The organism is Capnocytophaga sp. HP1101 (genome assembly GCF_054772415.1).
The window spans coordinates 23,326-45,368 of record NZ_BPUU01000019.1 but is presented as its reverse complement, the minus strand read 5'-3'; the positions used below and the strand labels follow the sequence as shown (position 1 = coordinate 45,368).

At 41.8% G+C, this 22,043-nt stretch carries 18 protein-coding genes; 8 read left to right on the top strand and 10 right to left on the bottom strand.

Translation table 11 applies throughout. The features are described from left to right. Window position 1 precedes the first annotated feature (1 nt). From RCZ04_RS10655 to RCZ04_RS10640, 4 genes are all read left to right on the top strand, one after another. A complete protein-coding gene (locus tag RCZ04_RS10655) occupies window positions 2-1,933 on the top strand; it encodes a family 20 glycosylhydrolase (protein ID WP_460486022.1) in 1,932 nt (643 codons plus the stop codon). Next, window positions 1,914-3,788 carry a quinol:electron acceptor oxidoreductase subunit ActD gene (locus tag RCZ04_RS10650; RefSeq protein WP_460486021.1) on the top strand — a complete coding sequence of 625 codons (1,875 nt, stop codon included), beginning with the start codon at window positions 1,914-1,916 and terminating at the stop codon, window positions 3,786-3,788. Before RCZ04_RS10655 ends, RCZ04_RS10650 begins: the two co-directional genes overlap by 20 nt. A gap of 104 nt (window positions 3,789-3,892) precedes the next feature. Further along, complete coding sequence (locus RCZ04_RS10645) at window positions 3,893-4,381, top strand: c-type cytochrome (protein ID WP_460486020.1); 489 nt, start codon at window positions 3,893-3,895, stop codon at window positions 4,379-4,381. A gap of 13 nt (window positions 4,382-4,394) precedes the next feature. Then, window positions 4,395-5,186, top strand: coding sequence for a hypothetical protein (locus tag RCZ04_RS10640; protein ID WP_460486019.1), 792 nt, complete (start codon window positions 4,395-4,397; stop codon window positions 5,184-5,186). A gap of 4 nt (window positions 5,187-5,190) precedes the next feature. Here the strand turns inward: RCZ04_RS10640 and RCZ04_RS10635 are convergent, their stop codons facing one another. After that, window positions 5,191-6,360 (bottom strand): THUMP domain-containing class I SAM-dependent RNA methyltransferase, encoded by a 1,170-nt coding sequence (locus RCZ04_RS10635; RefSeq protein WP_460486018.1) that lies wholly within the window; start codon window positions 6,358-6,360, stop codon window positions 5,191-5,193. Between the two features lie 64 nt (window positions 6,361-6,424). On the opposite strand from RCZ04_RS10635, the gene RCZ04_RS10630 reads away from it, so the two are divergent. Beyond that, window positions 6,425-7,648 carry an exonuclease SbcCD subunit D gene (locus RCZ04_RS10630; protein WP_460486017.1) on the top strand — a complete coding sequence of 408 codons (1,224 nt, stop codon included), beginning with the start codon at window positions 6,425-6,427 and terminating at the stop codon, window positions 7,646-7,648. Window positions 7,649-8,049: 401 nt separating this feature from the next. Here RCZ04_RS10630 and RCZ04_RS10625 read toward each other — a convergent pair whose 3' ends face one another. Beyond that, on the bottom strand, window positions 8,050-8,919 hold the full coding sequence (locus RCZ04_RS10625; protein ID WP_460486016.1) for an MATE family efflux transporter: 870 nt from the start codon (window positions 8,917-8,919) through the stop codon (window positions 8,050-8,052). Further along, a complete protein-coding gene (locus tag RCZ04_RS10620) occupies window positions 8,919-9,383 on the bottom strand; it encodes an MATE family efflux transporter (protein ID WP_460486015.1) in 465 nt (154 codons plus the stop codon). The genes RCZ04_RS10625 and RCZ04_RS10620 overlap by 1 nt, the downstream gene beginning before the upstream one ends. Before the next feature lie 494 nt (window positions 9,384-9,877). Between RCZ04_RS10620 and RCZ04_RS10615 the strand changes: the two genes are divergently transcribed. Next, window positions 9,878-12,511 (top strand): valine--tRNA ligase, encoded by a 2,634-nt coding sequence (locus RCZ04_RS10615; RefSeq protein WP_460486014.1) that lies wholly within the window; start codon window positions 9,878-9,880, stop codon window positions 12,509-12,511. 5 nt (window positions 12,512-12,516) lie between these two features. Next, window positions 12,517-13,332 carry a 2,3,4,5-tetrahydropyridine-2,6-dicarboxylate N-succinyltransferase gene (locus RCZ04_RS10610; protein ID WP_460486013.1) on the top strand — a complete coding sequence of 272 codons (816 nt, stop codon included), beginning with the start codon at window positions 12,517-12,519 and terminating at the stop codon, window positions 13,330-13,332. A gap of 77 nt (window positions 13,333-13,409) precedes the next feature. Here the strand turns inward: RCZ04_RS10610 and RCZ04_RS10605 are convergent, their stop codons facing one another. From RCZ04_RS10605 to RCZ04_RS10575, 7 genes are all read right to left on the bottom strand, one after another. After that, window positions 13,410-13,937, bottom strand: a complete 528-nt coding sequence (locus tag RCZ04_RS10605) for a DUF3575 domain-containing protein (protein ID WP_460486012.1) — start codon at window positions 13,935-13,937, stop codon at window positions 13,410-13,412. A gap of 345 nt (window positions 13,938-14,282) precedes the next feature. Continuing rightward, on the bottom strand, window positions 14,283-14,792 hold the full coding sequence (locus RCZ04_RS10600) for a gamma carbonic anhydrase family protein (protein ID WP_460486011.1): 510 nt from the start codon (window positions 14,790-14,792) through the stop codon (window positions 14,283-14,285). Beyond that, window positions 14,773-15,000, bottom strand: a complete 228-nt coding sequence (locus RCZ04_RS10595; RefSeq protein WP_460486010.1) for a DUF3820 family protein — start codon at window positions 14,998-15,000, stop codon at window positions 14,773-14,775. The genes RCZ04_RS10600 and RCZ04_RS10595 overlap by 20 nt, the downstream gene beginning before the upstream one ends. Window positions 15,001-15,074: 74 nt before the next feature. Next, window positions 15,075-16,205: a biotin synthase gene (gene bioB, locus RCZ04_RS10590; protein WP_460486009.1), complete on the bottom strand. Its 1,131-nt coding sequence runs from the start codon at window positions 16,203-16,205 to the stop codon at window positions 15,075-15,077. A gap of 55 nt (window positions 16,206-16,260) precedes the next feature. Continuing rightward, window positions 16,261-16,935 (bottom strand): (d)CMP kinase, encoded by a 675-nt coding sequence (gene cmk, locus RCZ04_RS10585; RefSeq protein WP_460486008.1) that lies wholly within the window; start codon window positions 16,933-16,935, stop codon window positions 16,261-16,263. A 26-nt stretch (window positions 16,936-16,961) separates the two neighbouring features. Further along, window positions 16,962-17,447, bottom strand: a complete 486-nt coding sequence (locus tag RCZ04_RS10580; RefSeq protein ID WP_460486007.1) for a hypothetical protein — start codon at window positions 17,445-17,447, stop codon at window positions 16,962-16,964. A gap of 73 nt (window positions 17,448-17,520) precedes the next feature. After that, entirely contained in the window at window positions 17,521-17,994 is a 474-nt protein-coding gene (locus tag RCZ04_RS10575; protein ID WP_460486006.1) for a DUF4112 domain-containing protein, read from the bottom strand. Window positions 17,995-19,060: 1,066 nt separating this feature from the next. Between RCZ04_RS10575 and RCZ04_RS10570 the strand changes: the two genes are divergently transcribed. Next, window positions 19,061-22,039 (top strand): SusC/RagA family TonB-linked outer membrane protein, encoded by a 2,979-nt coding sequence (locus RCZ04_RS10570; protein ID WP_460486005.1) that lies wholly within the window; start codon window positions 19,061-19,063, stop codon window positions 22,037-22,039. Window positions 22,040-22,043: the final 4 nt, after the last annotated feature.

Here is a 22,043-nt window from a genome sequence, read left to right as displayed (position 1 = left end):
TATGAAGTTTTATATATTTTTCATATACCTTTGGTGTATTTGTCCTTGTGTGCTGTATGCAGGGATAGACCACTTATTGCCTGCACCGCAACAAGTCATCGCTAATGGGCAACGCTACAAGGTAGCCTCGGCAGAAACGCACCCGCTCATTATTGTAGAAAGAGTAGCCGATTTGCCCGAAATTCCTATCAATAAAGAAGAAGGGTATCTATTGGAAGTTACCAAAAATTATATCCTCATTCGGGCGATCAGTGGGAGAGGCGTGTATTGGGCAAAACAAACCCTAAAACAACTTTTGGTTACCAAAGGCAATAAAGCCTATTACGAAGGGTGCAAAATCATTGATTATCCTGCTTTTAGGGTACGCGGTTTTATGCAAGATGTAGGACGCACCTTTATGAGTTTGGAGGAGTTGAAAAGAGAAATAGCACTACTTTCGCAGTACAAAATCAATGTATTTCATTGGCATCTCACCGAAAATCAAGGGTGGCGTTTGCAGAGTTTGCTTTATCCTGAACTCAATGCACCGTCTAGCTATGAGCGTATGCCTGCCCAATACTATACCCTACAAGAAGCCAAAGAGTTGATTGCTTTCTGCAAAGAACACAATGTATTGCTCATCCCCGAAATTGATATGCCTGGACACAGTCGCGCTTTTGAAAAGGCTTTTGGGGTAGATATGCAATCGGAAAAAGGAATGGCAATTCTCAAAGAACTATTGGATGAGGTAGTCGAAAATTTTGATGTTCCTTATATTCATATAGGCACTGATGAAGTAGTTTTTAGCAATCCGCAATTTGTACCTGAAATGGTGGCTTACCTGCGTAATAAAGGCAAAAAGGTGATTTCTTGGAATCCTGGGTGGCAATATAAAGCAGGTGAAATAGATATGACCCAACTGTGGAGCTATCGGGGTAAAGCACAAAAAGGCATCCCTGCTATCGATAGCAAATTTCACTATATCAATCATTTCGATGCTTTTGCCGATTTGGTTGCCCTCTACAACAGCAGAATTTTAAATGTAGCCCAAGGCGACGATGAGCACGCAGGAGCTATTATAGGGCTGTGGAATGACCGCTATATCAGAGGAGAGAGAAATATTCTCATCCAAAACAATTTCTATCCTGCAATGCTCGCCTTAGCCGAACGCTCTTGGAAAGGAGGAGGTAGCGAATATTTTGATGGCAAAGGCACTATGCTCCCTACTGATACCAGCGACCCTATATTCCGGCAGTTTGCTGATTTTGAAAGGCGTATGTGTTGGCATAAAACCCATCACTTTACTGCCGAACCCTTTGCCTACGTACCTCAAACGAAAGTAGTTTGGCGCATTACCGATGCATTCCCTAATAATGGCAACCTTTCTCTATCTTTTCCGCCTGAGAAAGCCTTAAAAGAAAGCTACTCTTATGAAGGAAAAACTTATCACACCCATAAAGCTATAGGGGCTGGCATTTATTTGCGACATACTTGGGGTAACCTTGTACCTGCTTTCTATAAAAAACCTCAACCCAACCACACTGCTTATGCGTACACTTATGTATATTCACCCGAAGAACAATCGGTTGGTTTATGGGTAAGTTTTCAAGATTACAGTCGGTCGGAAAAAGATCTCCCTCCGCCACAAGGCAAATGGGATTACAAGGAGAGTAAAATTTGGCTAAACAATACTGAACTCTCTCCTCCTATATGGGAATCAACTCACAGAGAGCTCTCTAACGAAATACCTCTTACTAACGAAAATTTTCAAGTGCGTCCTCCTTTACAAGTTAGGCTCAACAAGGGATGGAATAAAGTGTTGCTCAAGCTACCTGTGGGTGCTTTCTCTACCCCTGAAGTGCGATTGGTGAAATGGCAATTCACTTGTGTGTTTGTAACTCCCGACGGCAAGGATGCTGTAAAAAATCTTATTTATGCAGATACTCAACGATAAATCCTATCATACCATCAGTGAAGATATAGCGCGCCCCATCGAAGGTCGTGCTTCTCGCGCGTGGTGGATTGCCTTTGGCATTACCCTTCTTGCGACCCTCTGGGGGATATGGGCAATATGGGTAACCTTGCGCGACGGCATAGGCGTGTGGGGGCTCAACAAAAACGTAGGTTGGGCGTGGGACATCACCAACTTTGTGTGGTGGATAGGTATCGGGCATGCAGGAACGCTCATCTCGGCGGTATTGTTGCTCTTTCGCCAACAGTGGCGGGTGGCTATTAATCGCTCGGCTGAAGCAATGACTATCTTTGCTGTATTGCAAGCGAGTATCTTCCCGATACTGCATTTAGGCAGACCGTGGTTATTGCATTTCAACTTGCCTATTCCCAACCAATACGGCTCGCTGTGGGACAATTTTAACTCACCTTTGCTATGGGATGTTTTTGCTATTGCTACCTATTTTTCGGTATCCTTAGTGTTTTGGTGGGTAGGCTTACTCCCCGATTTTGCGATGTTGCGCGATCGTACTCTCAAGCCTTTTCAGAAGAAGATTTACAGCTTGCTGAGTTTCGGTTGGAGTGGTAAAGCTAAGGACTGGCAACGTATGGAAGAGACGATGCTCCTCTTGGCGGGCATTGCTACCCCCTTGGTGGTATCGGTGCACACTATCGTCTCTTTTGACTTTGCTACCTCGGTCATTCCAGGGTGGCACACTACTATCTTCCCGCCTTATTTTGTGGCGGGAGCTATCTTTTCGGGCTTTGCTATGGTGAGCCTCCTGCTGATTGTTCTGCGCAAAGTGTGTGATTTCGAGAGCTATATCACCCTCAAGCACATCGACTTGATGAACAAAGTGATGCTTGTGGCAGGTAGTATTGTAGCTGTTGCTTATCTCACCGAATTGGCAATGGCTTTTCGCTCGCATTCTGAATTTGAAAAATACGTATTTCTCAACCGTGCGATGGGGCCTTATGCGTGGGCATTCTGGACGATGATTGCCTGCAACGTCCTCCTTCCTCAACTACTGTGGATTAAGAAACTGCGCTGTAGCATTGGTTTCTCAATATTCATCGCCTTAGTGGTGTGCGTGGGAATGTGGCTTGAACGCTTTGTGATTATCGTCACCTCATTGCACCGCGATTACCTGCCCTCCTCGTGGACGATGTTCAGTCCCACCTGGGTAGATATAGCGATATTTGTGGGCACTTTAGGATTTTTCTTTCTGTTGTTCCTATTGTACGCAAGGAGTTTCCCGATGATCGCACAAGCGGAAGTAAAGGGGCAGGTGTTAGGTGTTAGGCATCAGGTGTTAGGCGATAGTCCACAGGCATTAGGTAATGAGTCAAACACTTTGTCAAAGTCTCAAGATATCGCTCTTGCGGATTGTCCCCCTTCGGGGGATCGGGGGCCAGAAGAGATGATCATTTTAGATTCACCTGAATCGCTTTTAGAAAAGATTAAAGAGCTAAAAGCTGAAGGCGTGGAAATTCAAGAGGTATATACCCCCTTTGCGGTACATGGGTTAGATGAAGCACTGGGGCTCAGGCGCACGCGCTTAGGCAAAGCGACTTTCGTATACGGACTCGTGGGCTTGCTCTTTGGTTGTTGGCTTGCTTATTTCACGATGATCAAAGATTGGCCTCAGAACTTCGGCGGTAAGCCCAACGGCACTTTCTGGGAAAACTTCCCTTCGTTTGTACCCGTAATATTTGAATTAGTGGTGTATTTTGCCGCCCATTTATTAGTACTCACTTTCTTTTTCCGCAGCAAGCTCTATCCGTTCAAAAAAGCAGAGAACATAGTGAAAGACAGCAGTAATGATAAATTCGTAATTCAGGTAAGAGATAAGAAATGAAGAATTTGAAAGTATCCATAAAGTTACAAATGTCGCTTTTGCGTCACTACATTCCCCCCTTGGGGGGGGCTAGGGGGAGGTTTGGAATCTTTATACTACTCCTAATGTTAATAGCGTGCCGCAACAAGCAAGAGCGCAATGTCGTATTCGCCCCTGATATGTACGACAGTCCGGCCTACAAGCCCTACGAAGTAGCGCCCCTCACACCCCCTGAGCACACCGTAAAACGCGGGGCTTTGCCTTACAGCTACCCCAATACTCAAGAGGGCTATGAGCAGGCTAAAGCCGAATTGCACAATCCTTTGGCTACCGATACACTCCAGCGAGCGGCAAATCTCACCAAAGGCAAGGAATTGTACGAGGTGTATTGTGCCCTCTGCCACGGCGAAAAAGGCGATGGCAAAGGTCTCTTAGTACAGCGCGAGAAGATCTTCGGGGTGCCCAATTACAAAAGTCGTGAGCTCACCGAAGGCAGTATTTATCACGTGATTTATTACGGCAGGAATACGATGGGTTCATTTGCTAACCAACTCAATGAAAAAGAGCGTTGGCAAGTAACGATGTTCATTCAACAGGTAACAGGTAACAAGTAACAGGTAACAAAGTATGGCTATTCACTTTTCACTATTCACTTTATTGTTTGTGGCGCTTACAATGGTAGGGGTCTTGGTATTCTATGCTATTAACAAAGTAACGAAAGCCGAGTGGCTCAGTGATTTGTACCCCACGATGAAGAAGATTACCACACCACTATGGGGAGTGTTGTTGGCATTGCTCGCGGTGTTGTACTTTACGAATAGTGAGGGGTATTTTTTGTTGAGGAGTGTAGGGTATATGGTGATTTGGAGTGTCTACCGTTATCTAAACCTCCCCCTAGCCCCCCCCAAGGGGGGAACTGTAGGACGCAAAAGCAGCTCTTTAGCACCTCACGTACTTTTCTTAGCGATTTTTTTTCTCACCGAAACCCCAATGGCGTGGGATTGGTTCCCGAAAATTAACGATTGGCATAGTACGCTTTTTGCGTGGCAAGTACTTAGTAGTTTTTTGTTATCGGGGGTAGCTTTGCTCACGCTGTTTAGCAAGCCTGCACATTACCACGATTTAGGCAAATACCTATTTGGATTTTCTATGCTATGGGCTTATTTGTGGTTTTCGCAATATATGCTGATATGGTACGCCCAAATTCCTGAAGAAACTATCTACTACGAAACCCTTTTCAGCAAAGGTTATGGCACGGCTATAGTAGTGATGCTGGTGCTCAGCTTTGGATTACCCTTCTTAGTGCTCCTCTCTTCACGAGCCAAACAAAAAAAGCTGTTCCTCTTCGGAACAGCTATCTCAATATTATTGGGGCAATACCTTAATTTTTATTTGATGGTAATGCCGTTTGTGGGGTAACACTTTATTCTTCGGCTTGTTGAGCCTTAGCTTTCTTACTGCCTTCGTACATCTTATATTGCAACAAACGGCTTTCTAATTTACCATTAAAAAGCTTTATTTTGCGTGAAGGACGCAATCCTACATATTTTATACCTTCTAAGTTAGAAGTAATAAACCACGCATCGGTATTGGGGTAATGATGTTTAAGAGTATTCCCAATAGATGAGTAAAGTTGTTCTACATCTGTTTGTAGGCGCTCGTTATAAGGTGGATTGAACACCATATGTAATGGTTGTTGTTTATCTTCTTTTTCAGTAGTAAAAAAGTCCTTTTGAAATACTTGAATGTACTCAGATAGATCAGCATTTTTTAGGTTATCTTTGGCTTTAGCTACTGCTGACGGTGCTTTATCATATCCTACAATTTGATAGTTAAATTCACGTATTTTCTTAATACAACTGCTAAAAATAAGGTTAAATAGCTCTTCATCGAAGTCATTCCAACGTTCAAAAGCGAATTCTTTACGGTGCACATTAGCTGGGATATTACAAGCTATCATAGCTGCTTCTATCAAGAAAGTACCACTACCACACATAGGGTCAAGAAAATCACACTGTCCTTGCCAACCGCTTAATAGCAAGATACCCGCTGCTAACACCTCGTTGATGGGTGCTATATTGGTAGCTGTACGATATCCGCGTTGGTGGAGTGAATTACCTGAACTATCAAGTGATACAATTACTTCGTTACGCTGAATGTGAATATGTATTGCCACATCGGGGTGAAGTACATCTACATTGGGGCGACGACCTGTAGCATTGCGAAAAGCGTCGGCAATGGCGTCCTTAGCTTTTAAAGCCACATATTGTGAATGATTGAAAAGCTCGGTTTGCAAAGTAGCTGTAACAGCGAAGGTTTGGTCTACGCTTAGGTAAGACTGCCAATCGAAGTCATAGAGCTTTTGGTAATAGTCTTTTTCAGTACGGACATAGAAAGAATGAATAGGTTTGAGTATTTTTAGAGCAGTACGCAAGCATAAATTTGCTTTATACATAAAGCCTTTATCACCTTCAAACTGTACACTACGCACTCCTTTTGTTACGTGCATAGCGCCTAAATTGCGCAATTCGTCAGCCAAAATATCTTCAAAACCAAAGAAAGTTTTGGCTACCATTTTATAATTATTTTCCATTGGTTTATAAAAATATGGCAAATATACACTATTTTTGCCACTTGAGAAAATAAATATTTAAAAAATGAACTTTCTACATACAGCCGATTGGCATTTGGGACAAACGTTTTACCAGTACGACCGCTACAAAGAACATCAATTTTTTTTGGATAATCTTTTGCAAATTATTGAAGAACAACACACTGATGTATTGCTTATCAGTGGAGATGTGTTTGATACAGCTAACCCTTCGGTAGCATCGGTAAAGCAGTTTTATCATTTTCTTCATCAGGCGACTGAGCGCTTTGAGCAGTTGCAAATTATAGCTATTGCAGGTAATCACGATTCGCCTGTACGCCTTGAGATGCCTCAACCGCTTTTAGAAGATACACAAGTACATTTAGTGGGCTACGTAAAAAGGAATGAACAAAGGGAAATAGATTATGACCGCCTTATTATTCCGCTTTACGAAAAAGGGGAAGTAACCGCTTATTGTCTTGCTGTACCTTTTTTGCGTTTGGGTGATACTCCTAAAGCTGAAGGTACATTATCTGACTATACAAATGGGATTAGTACTTTCTACCGAGAAATTACGGAAAAGGCTTTGGCTATTGCGAAAGGGAAACCGCTGATTGCTATGGGGCATTTACACGTTTCGGGAGTAACTCTCAACGATGAGGATACCGCTGAGCGTCCTATTATCGGCGGAATGGAAGGAGTGAAGCCTACAAGTTTTCCTGATACTTTGCAATACATTGCTTTAGGGCATATTCACAAAGCACAAGCTTTAGGAGGCAAGGAGCATATACGCTATTCAGGAAGTCCTATACCTTTATCATTTTCAGAAAAACACTATCTGCATCAAGTAGTTGTTTTTTCGTTGGAAGAAAATAATGTACAACAGATTAAAACGGTGCCTCTCCCGTTGCATACTCCTCTGCTAAGTATACCTGAACAACCGCTACCAATTGAAGAAGTATTGAATGCTTTATCTGCCCTTCCTAAAGGTAATGCGGATAGTCCAGCTCCTTATTTAGGAGTAAAAGTATTGCTAAATGAACCCGCTCCTGAACTGAAAAATAGTATACTTAAAGCTATTGCTCATAAACACGTGCGCTTAGCGCGCATTGATGTGCGCTACAAACAACAACAGCACAATACAAAAGAGCCGTTGCAAAAGGAAATTACTTTAAACAACCTGCAACCTTATGAGGTTCTTCAAAGGGTTTACAAAAACAAATTCCAAAAAGAAATACCTGAGTTTTATAAGACTTTGTTTGACGAAGCAATGGAAAAGGTCAATGATTAATGGTTAGTGATTAATGGTTAGTGATTAATAGTGTGAATCAAGAGTTGAATTAAATTACTTATTATAAACCTCCCCTATTCACATACTCTGCTCTCGCAGACTTCCTCCAAAGGGGGAGATGTGATGCAAAAGCAACAATGCGCTGCATATCAGCAATAATGATTTTTCAACTCTTGATTCATATTAATAATTAATGTTTAAAGGCTACTAATTAGTTTATTTTCTTCTGTTTTTAACGAAATATGCAAGAGCTAAAAAAGCTGTGCGTAAGAGTATTGTCTTACACAAGAGTGCTCCTTTGATTTTGTTCCAAGGGCAGTTTATAAACGGAATACCTTCTTCAGGAGGCTCAAATCGCACTATTCTTTCAGTAACAAACTCTAATAGAGTTCTTTATTTTATCAAATTGCTAATGTTTTCATTTTATTTCTGTACAGTAAAACAGTAACTACGAGGGTGAGATATTCAGAAAGGGCAAGGGTGATCCAGATACCTTTTTCGCCTAACCACGAGGGAAGGATGAGCATTCCGATGCCTATGAATATTACCCCACGCAAGGAAGCGACAATGATAGAACCTAAGGCATTCCCGATGGCGGTAAAGAAGCTGGTTACTAATATATTAAATCCGTTTACCAAGAAAACAAATGAGAAGATGCGCAAACCTTGATGAGCGATAATAGCTACGTGTGAATGGATATCTTTTAAAAACAGACCTATAATTTCAGTTCCAAAATATTGCAAAACGGCAAAAACAGCAATTCCTATGAGCAAATTGGTTTTAGCAATAAAATTAAAAAAAGCTTTGAGGCGGGTGAATTGTTTAGCTCCGAATACATAGCCCATTACGGGTATCATACCGTCGGAGATGCCTAAGAAGAGTAATATTCCTATGAAGTTAGTATAGCTGAGTACTGTAAAAGCCGACACACCATCAGCGCCCATTATTCTTATGATAATATTATTGATAATCAAGATACTTACTGCAGAAGAGAGTTCGGAAGCGCCTTCGGAAGAACCATTATAACTAGCACGCCATAGTAGGGGGAAAGAAAAGCGACCTTTGAGTAGACTCACTGAGTGTCTGCCTGCAATGAGGATAGCTCCTGAAATGAATGCGGCAATGGTAAAGGCAATGCCTGTAGCTATACTAGTGCCCATTACTCCCCATTGCAGTTTTAAAACAAATAATAGGCTCAGAGCAATATTGAGCAATACTACCAAGCTCATTATCACTGTAGAGGTAATGGGTTTTCCGAGGCTTTTAAGCATTAAATCGAAATAGAAACAGAGGGAGAAGGTAGGTTAAACCACACTAAACCTTTTAGATAGGCATAAGCGTGAGGGAAGAGGACTTCGTCGGCACCTAAAAGAGGAATGAAGAAGTGCATTCCTGTGAATAGTACTATAGAGGCAAAGACACTGCCGATGAGTAAGCTCCAAAAGCCGGTACTCATTGCTGTTTGTGCTTTAGCAGTATCACCAGCGCCGAGCCCTTGACTTACTAAGGTTTGACAGCCGATGCCAACGATTAAGGCAATGACCATAATAACACTATAGAGAGGCATAATAACATTTACACCTCCTAAGGCATTTGCACCGATGTAGTTACCAACGACAATACCATCGACTAAGTTTTGTAAGCCGAAGAAGCACATAGTGATGATACTGGGCAAGGCGTATTTGAGGAATACGGTGGGTATGGGGGCTTTTTCTAAGAGTTCACGACGGGTCATATACTTCGATTAGTAGATTAGCAAATTTGAAAATTAGTAAATGAATGAGAGTGCAAAAGTAGAGATTATTTTTTAATACCCAAAATACCAATAATACCAGAAATGCCAATAATAGTAATCATATGTAGTTATCGGAAAAACTCGGAGGTAATCGGAGGGTATCAGAAACATAAGAAATAGTTGCAAGAGTGTATTTAAGATAGTGTTAGCTTATACAAAGCTTATAGGAAGCTTATACGAATCTTGGACGATTGTTATACAAAGAGTGTATAAGTGGTTGAGGATTAGACATTAAGAGGTAAGTCAAGAATGTTAAAAACAGTTAAGATTTTCAAGGGTAAAATCAAGGAAAAACGAAAGTAAAAAGGTGATATTATAGGCAAAAAGTAATATAAAATTGGTAATTGATATTTTTTTACTACCTTTGCAGTCAGAATAAAAGTTAACAGATTTGTAAATTGACAGATTGGTAGATTAGCAAATTAGCAATCAATATGACAGAACCGAAAAAATACACTCCCACTGAATTAGAAGAAAAATGGTACGCCTATTGGCTTACCCATAACTATTTCCACTCCACACCCGATGAGCGTACGCCCTACACTATTGTGATTCCGCCCCCTAACGTTACAGGGGTGCTCCATATGGGGCATATGCTCAACAACACCATTCAGGATGTGCTCATTAGACGTGCGCGCCTCAAAGGCTTCAACGCTTGCTGGGTGCCTGGTACCGACCACGCTTCTATTGCTACGGAAGCTAAAGTCGTAGCAAAACTCAAAGAACAAGGTATTCAGAAATCCGACCTTACTCGTGAGGAATTCCTTGTTCACGCGTGGGAATGGACGCACCAATACGGTGGGGTGATCCTCGAACAACTCAAAAAATTAGGTTGTTCTTGCGACTGGGAACGCACTAAATTCACTATGGACGACGCTCTTTCGGCTTCAGTAATCAAAGTGTTTGTGGATTTGTACAACAAAGGTCAGATTTACCGCGGTCACCGTATGGTAAACTGGGATCCTGAAGCAAAAACTACCCTTTCAGACGAAGAAGTAATCTACGAAGAACGTCAAGGCTTTCTGTATCACATCAAATATCAAATTGAAGGTACTAACGACTATTTGGTGATTGCTACTACGCGCCCCGAAACGATTTTTGGAGATACCGCTGTGTGCATCAACCCGAACGATGAGCGTTGGCAACTCCTGCGCGGCAAAAAAGCGATTGTGCCTATCTGCAACCGCGTGATTCCGATTATTGAAGATGAGTACGTGGATACTGAATTTGGTACAGGCTGCCTGAAAGTAACTCCCGCTCACGACCCAAACGACAAAGTGCTCGGCGACAAACATCAATTAGAAGTCGTAGACATTTTCAACGACGATGCTACGCTGAATAGCTACGGTTTGCATTATGCTGGCAAAGACCGCTTTGTGGTGCGCAAAGAAATCGCAGCAGAGTTGGAACAAATAGGAGCACTGCTCAAAAAAGAAACTTACACCAATAAAGTGGGGACTTCCGAACGCACCAAAGCCGTGATTGAACCCCGCCTATCCGACCAGTGGTTCCTAAAAATGGACACCCTTATCAAACCCGCAATTAAGGCGGTTTTGGAAGATGAAAGCATCAAACTCTACCCCAAGAAGTTTGAGAATACCTATCGCCATTGGGTGGAGAACGTACGCGATTGGAACATCTCGCGTCAGCTGTGGTGGGGACAACAGATTCCGGCTTACTACTACGGCGAAGGCAAAGAGCAGTTTGTAGTAGCTGAAAACAAAGTCGATGCCCTCAAATTAGCTCAAGAGCAATCAGGTAACCCTGCGCTTACTGAAGCTGATTTGCGACAAGATGAAGATGCACTCGACACTTGGTTCTCTTCTTGGTTGTGGCCAATGAGTGTGTTCAACGGCATTTTAGAGCCTAACAACCCTGAAATCAACTACTACTACCCTACCAATGATTTGGTAACGGGACCTGATATCCTCTTTTTCTGGGTAACCCGAATGATCGTAGCAGGCTACGAATACAAAGGCGAACGTCCGTTTAGCAATGTGTACCTCACTGGATTAGTGCGTGACAAGCAACGCCGCAAGATGTCAAAATCCTTAGGCAACTCGCCCGATGCCCTCAAACTCATCGCCGATTACGGTGCTGATGGGGTGCGCGTGGGGCTCTTGCTCTCCTCGGCTGCGGGTAACGACCTACTGTTTGACGAAGCCCTTTGTCAGCAAGGAAAAGGTTTTGGCAATAAGATTTGGAACGCCTATCAGTTGGTAAAAGGTTGGCAAGTGGACGACAAGGTGGCACAACCTGCCGCAGCACAGTTGGCTTTGGAGTGGTTTACCGCCAAGTTCAACACCGTACTCACCGAAGTAGACGACCATTTTGAGAAATACCGCATTTCGGATGCCTTAATGGCTATTTACAAACTGGCTTGGGACGACTTTTGTTCTTGGCTTTTGGAGATGGTAAAACCCGAATACGGCAAACCGATGGACAAGGCGACTTACGAGGGTGTGGTAGCCGCTTTTGAGAACCTACTCAAACTCTTGCACCCCTTTATGCCTTTCCTCACCGAAGAGATTTGGCAAAGTTTAGCCCCTCGTACCCCCGAGCAAGCCTTGATAGTAGCCACCTATCCAAGCGTACAGCCTTATGACGAAAAACTCTTAGCCGAGTTCGACTTTGCTGCCGAAGTAATTGCAGGCATTCGCACTGTGCGCAAAGAGAAGAATATCCCTTTTAAAACACCGCTCAGTCTTTCGGTACTCAACAAAGAGCAAGTATCCTCACGCTTTGATGTAGTGATTGCTAAAATGGGAGGCCTCAGTGCTATTGCCGAAGTAGACAGTGCTTTAGAAGGTGCTATGTCCTTCCGCGTAAAAGCGAATGAGTACTTTATCCCAATGGAAGGTGCTGTAAATGTAGAGGAAGAACTCAAAAAACTACAAGAAGAACTCACCTATACACAAGGCTTTTTAAACTCGGTGCGCAAGAAACTGTCTAACGAGAAATTTGTGAGTTCAGCTCCTGCTCAAGTAGTAGAGAACGAGCGCAAGAAAGAAGCCGATGCATTGGCAAAAATAGAAACTCTTGAAAAAGCGATAAAACAATTATCTTAATAATAATGGAACACTTAAAACAAATGATAAACGAAGCGTGGGACAACCGCTCGTTGCTTCGTGAAGAAATCGTACAACAAACCATTCGCGAGGTGATTCACCTCCTTGATTTAGGTAGATTGCGCGTAGCCGAACCTACTGCCGACGGCTGGAAAGTAAACGAATGGGTGAAGAAAGCGGTAGTGCTTTACTTCCCTATCCAAAGTATGAAGCCTGTGGAAGTGGGCATCTTTGAGTTTCACGACAAGATTCCGCTCAAGCACAATTACGACGAAAAAGGCGTACGTGTAGTACCCCCTGCTGTAGCGCGTCGTGGGGCTTTTATTGCCAAAGGGGCTATTTTGATGCCCAGTTATGTGAATATCGGGGCGTACGTAGATGAAGGTACAATGGTAGATACGTGGGCTACTGTGGGCAGTTGCGCGCAGATAGGCAAGAATGTGCACCTCAGCGGGGGTGTAGGCATTGGAGGGGTGTTAGAGCCCTTGCAAGCAGCTCCAGTCATCATTGAAGATGGGGCTTTCATCGGGTCGCGTTGCATCGTGGTAGAAGGCGTTCACGTGGGCAAAGAAGCGGTATTGGGTGCCAATGTAGTGCTTACAGCCTCTACTAAAATCATCGATGTAACGGGTAGTGAACCTAAGGAACTCAAAGGCTATGTACCCGAACGCTCGGTAGTGATCCCTGGTAGCTATACCAAGCACTTCCCTGCAGGTGATTATCAAGTGCCCTGTGCGCTTATCATTGGGCAGCGCAAAGCCTCCACCGATAAGAAAACTTCACTAAACGACGCCCTGAGAGAATACGGCGTTTCAGTTTAATGACGAATGAAAAGTGAAAAGCAAAAAATAAAAAAGGCTACCAAAAGGTAGCCTTTTTTAGTAATGTAAGTATACATTTAGAATTTGTATCCTATCTTAATACCAAAGTTAGGTTCGATAGCCCAAAACTTCTTATTATCGTTTACTTGTCTACCAAAGTTTCGTGCGATATTTGCAAAAGGAGCAATAATAAAGGTATCGTCGAGATTCCATTGGTACCCTGCTCCTACACCTAAGATAAAGCTGTCCAAGCGAGTTTTTACACCATCTTCAGAAAATGTTCCAAAGCGTTGTTTGATAAAAGGATTCACAAAAAGTCCTGTACCTCCATCTTCTTCAAAATAGTAGTTATACCCTATTTGAATACTAGTAGCTCTATACTTTTCTCCATTTTTTCTAGGAAACACTGAAAAGCGATCGTTAAAGAAAATGGTTCCTTCGATAGACTGATTAGGAGCTATGTAATGTTCATAGCCTAACTCTACAGAAGCTAACCATATAGCATTCAGGATATTCAAGTTCACTTGATGTTGGCGGAAATCACTCTGAGCAAATGCTTTTGCTGAGAAAAACACAAGCATTGCAGCTACAATAATTTTTTTCATTGGTTTTCTTAGTTTAAAAAATAATGGCAAAGATACTACTTTTATATTAATATACAAAAATAATACAGTAAAATCAAAAAAAGTCCGGTGTACAACACGCCGGACTTTTGTATGTAAAACTAACTAATTCACTTGTGAAGAAATGGTAACAACTATTAAAAACACTAAAAAAGAATATAGACTTCACAAGGAATCGCAAACGAAATATAAAAACACTACTACTATTATATTCCTTCACTAATACGGGGGCAAAGGTACATACTATTTTGAATATATCCAAATAATAGATAGAATAATTTTAAATAATATATCTTTATCACTGATAATCAATAAGAAATATATCTCTTATTTTTCTATCCAACTTGCATATTTAGGATAGTTTATAGCAGTTCTTTCAATGAGTGCTCTCTGTTCGTCGGTAATATTTTTTAGTTTTTTAGCAGGAACACCTGCATAGAGGCTTCCTTTTTCTATATGGGTATTTGGAGGTACGACCGCGCCTGCTGCTATAATACTATAGCTTTCCACTACACAACCGTCCATTACAATGCTGCCCATACCTATGAGGACATCATCTTCAATGGTACAACCGTGCACAATCGCGTTATGCCCTATGGACACGCGGTTGCCAATAGTGGTGGGGTACGTTTGATAGGTAGCGTGAATCACTACGCCATCTTGGATATTAGTGTCATCGCCTATGCGGATAGTGTTCACATCGCCGCGAATTACGGCATTATACCACACGGTACAGCGGTCGCCGAGCTGTACATCGCCCGTTAAGGTACAATTTTCAGCAAAAAAGCAACCTTCCCCGAAGGTAGGTTGCTTTCCGTTAACTTTCTTGATTAACATATTTCTTTAGATTATCAATAATTTCTTGTAATCCATTGGTTTTAATCTCAAAGGTAGTTGCCAAGAGCATTCCTAACTTACCTTTGGGAAAGCCTTGAGTGCTAAACCACTCGAGGTAATAGGAGGGCAAATCGGCTATCATAGTACCCTTATACTTGCCATAAGGCATAGGAGTAGTGATGATTTCTTTGAGGATTTCAGGATTCATATCAAGTAAGAGATAAGAATTATATTTTTTTCAACTTTGCCAAAGTTTGAAACTTTGGCAAAGTGTGCGACGCTCTATACTTCAGCAACTCGCGTTCTCCTTTTCTCTTCGTTACGTTCTATTTTATGGTTAGGGCGCGTCCATTTAGGGTTTTCACCTAAAGAGTGATATTGAGAATCCTTAGCTTCTACCGTATGAGGTTGCGGGTGAGTTTCGAACGGCTTTTGAATGCGCATACCCAGTACACCAAGCATTTGCATATCCTCATTGATATCGGGGTTAGGAGTGGTGAGGAGCTTATCGCCTGCAAAAATAGAGTTGGCTCCTGCAAAAAAGCACAAGGCTTGTCCTTCTTGACTCATCTGAGTACGACCTGCTGAAAGGCGCACTTGTGATTGAGGCATCACGATGCGGGCGGTAGCTACCATACGCACCATCTCAAAGATATCTACAGGCTCACAATCTTCTAAAGGCGTTCCTTCTACGGGTACTAAGGCATTGATAGGCACCGACTCAGGTTGAGGATTGAGCGTGGAGAGCGCTACAAGCATTCCTGCACGGTCTTCGAGTGATTCACCCATACCAATAATTCCTCCACTGCAAACAGTAATATTTGTCTTACGCACATTATCAATGGTCTTGAGACGGTCGTCGTAACTACGAGTAGAGATGATTTCCTTGTAGTATTCTTCGGAGGTATCGAGGTTGTGATTATAGGCGTACAGACCTGCTTCGGCTAAGCGCTGAGCTTGGTTTTCGGTGAGCATCCCGAGGGTACAGCACACTTCCATATCGAGTTTGTTGATAGTACGCACCATTTCGAGCACTTGTTCAAACTCAGGGCCATCTTTCACATTGCGCCAGGCAGCACCCATACACACGCGTGAAGCCCCTGCCGATTTAGCGCGGAGTGCTTGGGCTTTCACGTGAGTAACGCTCATCATATCGGCATTCTCAATTTTTACTTCAGTCTCGTAACGAGCAGATTGCGGACAGTAGGCACAGTCCTCGGAGCAGCCCCCCGTTTTGATAGAGAGGAGGGTAGAGACTTGTACTGAGTTAGGGTCGTGGTATTTACGGTGTACGGTAGCAGCTTCGTAGAGGAGCTCCATTAGTGGCTTGTTGTAAATAGCCATTATTTCTTCTTTTGTCCAATTGTGGCGCGTTTCAGGATTGTTACAACCACAAGTATGTTGATCACACATAGTTATTCTTCTTTATTTTCGGGGGCAAAGATACAAAACAATTGACAATTGACAATTAACAATTAACAATTGCTAAAATTTTTTGTACTTGTTCATCAATAGTGAGGTGGGTATTATCGATGACTATGGCGTCATCGGCTTTGCGCAAAGGAGATTCTTTGCGGGTAGTATCGATATGGTCACGATGCTGGATATTGGCGAGCACCTCGCTGAATGAGGAGTTATCACCTTTGGCTTGAAGTTCTTCATAACGACGCTGAGCACGCACTTGTTCGCTGGCGGTCATAAATATTTTGAGTTCAGCTTCGGGGAATACGGTGGTGCCGATGTCGCGCCCGTCCATTACAATACCTTTGTCTTTACCCATTTTGCGTTGCAAATCTACTAAGTAGGTGCGCACTTCGGGTTGTTTGGCTATTTCGCTCACCCAATTAGCAATCTCAATACCGCGTATTTCATTTTCGATATTTTTACCGTTTAAGTAGATTTCTGAAAATCCTAAATCGGGGTTGTACTTAAATTTAATTTCCGACTTTCGGAGGGCTTTCATCAGAGGTTTTACTTCTATACCCGAGGTGGAAGCGTAGCCTTTCTCTAAGGCTAAATAAGTTACGGCGCGGTACATCGCACCTGTATCGATATAGACATAGCCTAAGGCTTTGGCTACGGCTTTGGCAGTAGTACTTTTTCCGGTTGACGAATAGCCGTCAATGGCAATGATAATATTCATTAGTGTTCAGTTATTAGTTTTTAGTGTTATTTGTATAGTGATGGGGGTATTCTTATTTCGGTTACGAATTTTTTATTCTTATCGTAGTAGCAGTAACATATCACTATATTATTATCGATGAAAAAGCGCATTGTTCCGCGATTGATTTTTAGATTTTGTACAATAGCTTCCTTAGCTGCTGGTGTGTTGAACTGCACTTCTTCGGAATCGAAATTAAATAGGGTAGCATAATACCCCATAGTTCTTTTCTCTTTTAGGGCAACACTATCTAAGCGTACTCCCTCTTCTATCATTTGTGGTAACTGCTGGTTCATTTTAGCTACTTGATTTTTCATTTCATCGGTAAGCGAATCGCGGTTAGCTCCTGAAAAGAGGGAGCTTGTAAGATAGCGTGTTGTAAAGAATACTGCTAAAAATACTACAACAAAAGATACCGCACCTACTATTAGTGCAACGGTGTTTTTAGTGCGGTTGTTCTTTCGGGTTTCCTGAGTGTTAAGAAAATCGTTCATCTTTATCTCTTTTTTAACGCTACAAAGATATAAAACAAAATGCAAATTGCAATGCACAATTAGGTTTTTTATCTTAAAAAAGTGCTACTACCCAATGGTAAATACTTGAAAACAATGAGATAAGAAAACTTACCAAATAGTAAATAACAACCCCAATGAGTGCCATTATAACGATAATTAGAATGGTGGTGGGCAGGGCTTGACGTTTTACCTTATTAATTATATAGGTATCGTTATCTACGAAAGCCTTGATGAGGTTGTAATTTTGGTTGTAGGATTTGTGAAAGAAGTCTAACACAATACCCAGATACGGAATGATACCGATGAGAATATCGAGTAGGATATTGCGAAGAATAGCAACCGTAAGGGCATAGGATTTTATTTTGAAGATAGACAGATAGAAGAAAGAAAGGTTAAAGAGCTGTGTAACACCATCGCCTACCACGGGAATGAGTCCGATGAGAGGGTCTAAGTAATAATCGTCGAAAACGGTTTTAACGGTTTTGATAGTGCGGTAACTTCGGCTATGCTTGATGTGTTCGTTCATAAGGGCTGTGCTAAAACGAGGGCAAAAGTAGTAAATAATGCGAATAAAACCAAATTAATGACAAACGACGAATAAATGATGAGGATAACCTATCCACTTACTCCGCTATCGCGGATAACCTCCAAAGGGAAGATAACCTCCCCCCCTACCCCCTCCAAAGGGGGAACTGTAGTGATGGAAAAGCGTTGTATCTGATTTTATTTTAGTTTTTTTTCGGATAAGTTGGATTTTTCGGGAATTTCTGAGGTGCGAGGTCGTAGCACGGCAGGCAGTGCGAGCCGCACGGGCAGCTGGAAACTTTAGCAAAGTGTATACCGCTAAAAATGATATATCAGTGATTTCGAAAGAAAACGGAGAGGTTCGGAAGAGGATTTTGAGATAAAAGATAAAAGGTAAAAGGTAAAATGGGTATGGTTAGCTTATACAAAGCTTATAGGAAGCTTATACGAATCTTGGACGATTGTTATACAAAGGGTATATAAATAATTGATTAATACTACAATACAATAATGCCAATAATGCCAAAAATAGGGTTTCGAGGCGAAAGAAAAAGGTCGTAGCACGACGGGGTGCGAGCCGCACGGGCGGGTTAATTAGAAAATGAGAGAATTAGTAGATTAGTTGGAGAGAGGAGTTGGACGGGGGTCGGATAAATCGGATAAATCAGATTAGTTGGAGAGAGGGAGAAAAATTAGCAAATTTGAAAATGAAAAAATGTGTAGAAACCTCCCCCTAGCCCCCTCGGAGAGGGGGAATGTAGCGACGCTAAAGTGTAGGTGAGGTGATGTTGATGGAGTAGTGGGATGATGTTGATGGGGTGATAAGGTGATGTTGATAGAATGATGTGATGAATATATTGTAATTTATAACGGTTATATATAAGCAGGTATTTTCGTTTGTTAAAGTATTGTAATAGTGTGATTTATAAGGAAAAAACACAAGAAATATAGACAAATCTCCATTCTATGTAAAATACAAACGAAAGAATTTTTTTCTGGTTGATGTGTTTTGATTAAAATTTTTTACGTACTTTTGCGCCCTGTTATTGAAATAAAAAGATTAAAAGATGAGATTAAGTAAACTTTTGTATGCTTTGCTATGGGCAATAGCGTTGCAAGGTTTCTCGTTGGCACAAGAGCGAGAAATCTCAGGGAGCGTAAAAGACGCTTCGGGAGAGCCCTTAATGGGTGCTTCGGTAGTAGTGAAAGGGGAAACCAGAGGTACCCAAACGGATTTTGACGGTAACTACCGTCTTAGAGCTGCACACGGACAAACGTTGGAGTTTTCGTTTGTAGGAATGGAGACTAAAAGTGTGCGAGTGGGTAACTCTTCGCGAATAGACGTTGTTTTACAAGAAGAAGCCCAAGGCTTGGACGAGGTAGTGGTAGTAGGCTACGGTTCAGGACGTAAAGTGGGCACTACAGTAGGACAGGTGGCAAGAGTGGATAACAAGGATATAGCACAACGCCCCTCAGGAAACGTAACTGATGCCTTACAAGGGAAAGTGCCAGGCTTACAAATTTATACTTCTTCAGGGGAGCCTTCGGCATTATCGTCTATACGTTTGCACGGAGTCGGCTCTTTAGGAAATTCGAGCAGTGAACCTTTGTTTGTAGTAGACGGAATTCCTGTATCGAAAGAAGCGGTACGAGCCCTTAATCAAGCGGATTTTGAAAGTATTTCGATATTGAAAGACGCTTCGGCAACTTCTATCTACGGTTCGCGCGCTTCTAATGGGGTGGTGTACATCACTACTAAACGCGGTAAAAACAATACTAAGGGCGAAATTACTCTTAACACACAATACGGTATTTCGAACATTGCCAACAGAGATGCTTTTGACAGAATGATGAGGGCTGATGAGCTCTCCAGATTTTGGGTAGAAACAGAAACCAGAAGTCAAGCGGAAATGGATGTCCTTCGTGCAAAGTATCCTTATGACACCCATTGGGACAGAGTGTTTTATAAAGAAGATGTCCCCCTTGTACAAGCTGATTTATCATTTGCAGGAGGCAATGAGAAAACCCGCTATTACGTTTCGGGAGGGTTGTACAACCAAGAAGGAGCTATGTACCGCTCTAACTTTAGTCGCTATACTTTTCGCACCAATATTGAAACTAAGGTAAACGATTGGTTAAAAATAGGAGCTAATACCAGCTTAGGATATTATGATATTCAGATAAATCCATATGATGCAAACTCCTTAAATGGAGGACTTGCCTTTATGCTTCCTCCTTTTTACTCGCCTGTAGACGAAAACGGCAAGAGATATGATTTGATACCAGGGATTAACCGCTATCACCCCGAGTACTTAGCGGATAAGAACCCTTATAATTTTGGAGCTTTTGAAATATTGCCGACAGGGTTTATAGAAATTACTCCGATTAAAAATCTCACTTTTAAGACACAAGCAGGGATAGAATTTAGAAATTCTCTTTTAGTGGCTAACAGATTACCTTCTAACATAGCTGAACCTCAGAATGGGAGAAATACCAGACAATATAGTAAAAACTTACAGAAAACGCTTACCAATACCTTAGAGTACAAATTCTCGTTTAACAAGGTAAACAATTTTGTAGTGTTATTGGGGCAAGAGACTCTCAAGAATGAGGGATATAATTTTTCAGGTTCAGGAGAAGGATTAGTGGATGATGATCTTATTTTACTCTCGCACGTTACGAAGAATAAAGATGTAAAAGAGAACAAAGAAGTGAATACTATCAACTCAGTGTTTGGGCGATTGGAGTACGATTACGACGGTAAATACTTTTTGGACTTTTCATTGCGCCGTGACGGTTCTTCCAGATTTAGTCCTAATAACAAATACGGTAACTTTTGGGCAGCAGGAGCTATGTGGAAACTCAAAAAAGAAAAGTTCTTAGAAAACGCGACTGCTGTAAACGATTTGAGTATCAAGTTCAGTGCGGGTACTTCAGGGAACTCGGATATAGGGAACTACACTCACCAAGCCTTGAGCTCAACAGGACAGTATGCTAACGGTACTGCGTGGCAAGTGGATATAGCGGGAAACCCTGAGCTTACTTGGGAAAAACAAACCAAATACACTTTAGGGTTGGACGTTCAGTTTTTTAACAGACTTAGTTTGGGAGTAGAATTGTACAGACGTATCACTACCGATATGCTAATGGACGTGCCTGTGCCTTATACTTCGGGCTTTGAAAATGTAAAGAGAAATGTAGGGAAACTGCAAAACCAAGGGATAGGCGTTTCGCTTTCAGCAGATGTGTATAAGAATAAGGAGAAGAACATCAATGTGAGCCCTTATATCAGTTTTAACTACAATCAAGAGAAGGTGTTAGACCTTTTTCAAGGTCGCCACTATTGGTATGTAGCCAATACAGGAATAGGTTACGTAATAGGTGAGCCGAGTAAGTTCTTTTATCCTATCTTTAAAGGGGTAAATTCACAGAATGGAGAAGCTCAGTGGTATTTGCCTTATTCAGATACTAATGGTAATAGAGACGTTTCGGTAGTGAATAAAGATGATGGAAATGTTTCAGATAAATTTTCAGTAGATGATTTAACACAAAATACGGGCTACAATTACCAAGCTCCTTTTAATGGAGGTTTTGGTTTCTCAGCTAACTACAAAACCGTATCTTTGCAGGTAGATTTTAGTTTTTCGCAAGGGAAGTATTTGATAAACAATAACCGTTATTTTTCACAAAATCCTAACGTATTTTCAGGTTTTAACCAAGATAGAGCCGTGTTTGATTACTGGAAGAACCCAGGTGATGTTACGACTTTCCCAAGAAAGGACGTACAATTTACTCAGTTTGACAGCCGTTTAGTGGAAGACGCTTCGTTTATTCGTTTGAAAAACGTTACCTTAGGGTATGCGCTTCCTGAAGAAGTGATTAAACAAGTAGGCTTCTTTAGCAATGTGCGTTTTTACGTATCGGGCAGAAACTTACTCACTTGGACAAAATACACAGGACCAGACCCTGAGATAGACAATAATATTGCCTTAGGGAATAACCCTAATACAAAACAATACGCATTTGGTGTAGAACTTAAATTTTAGAAGA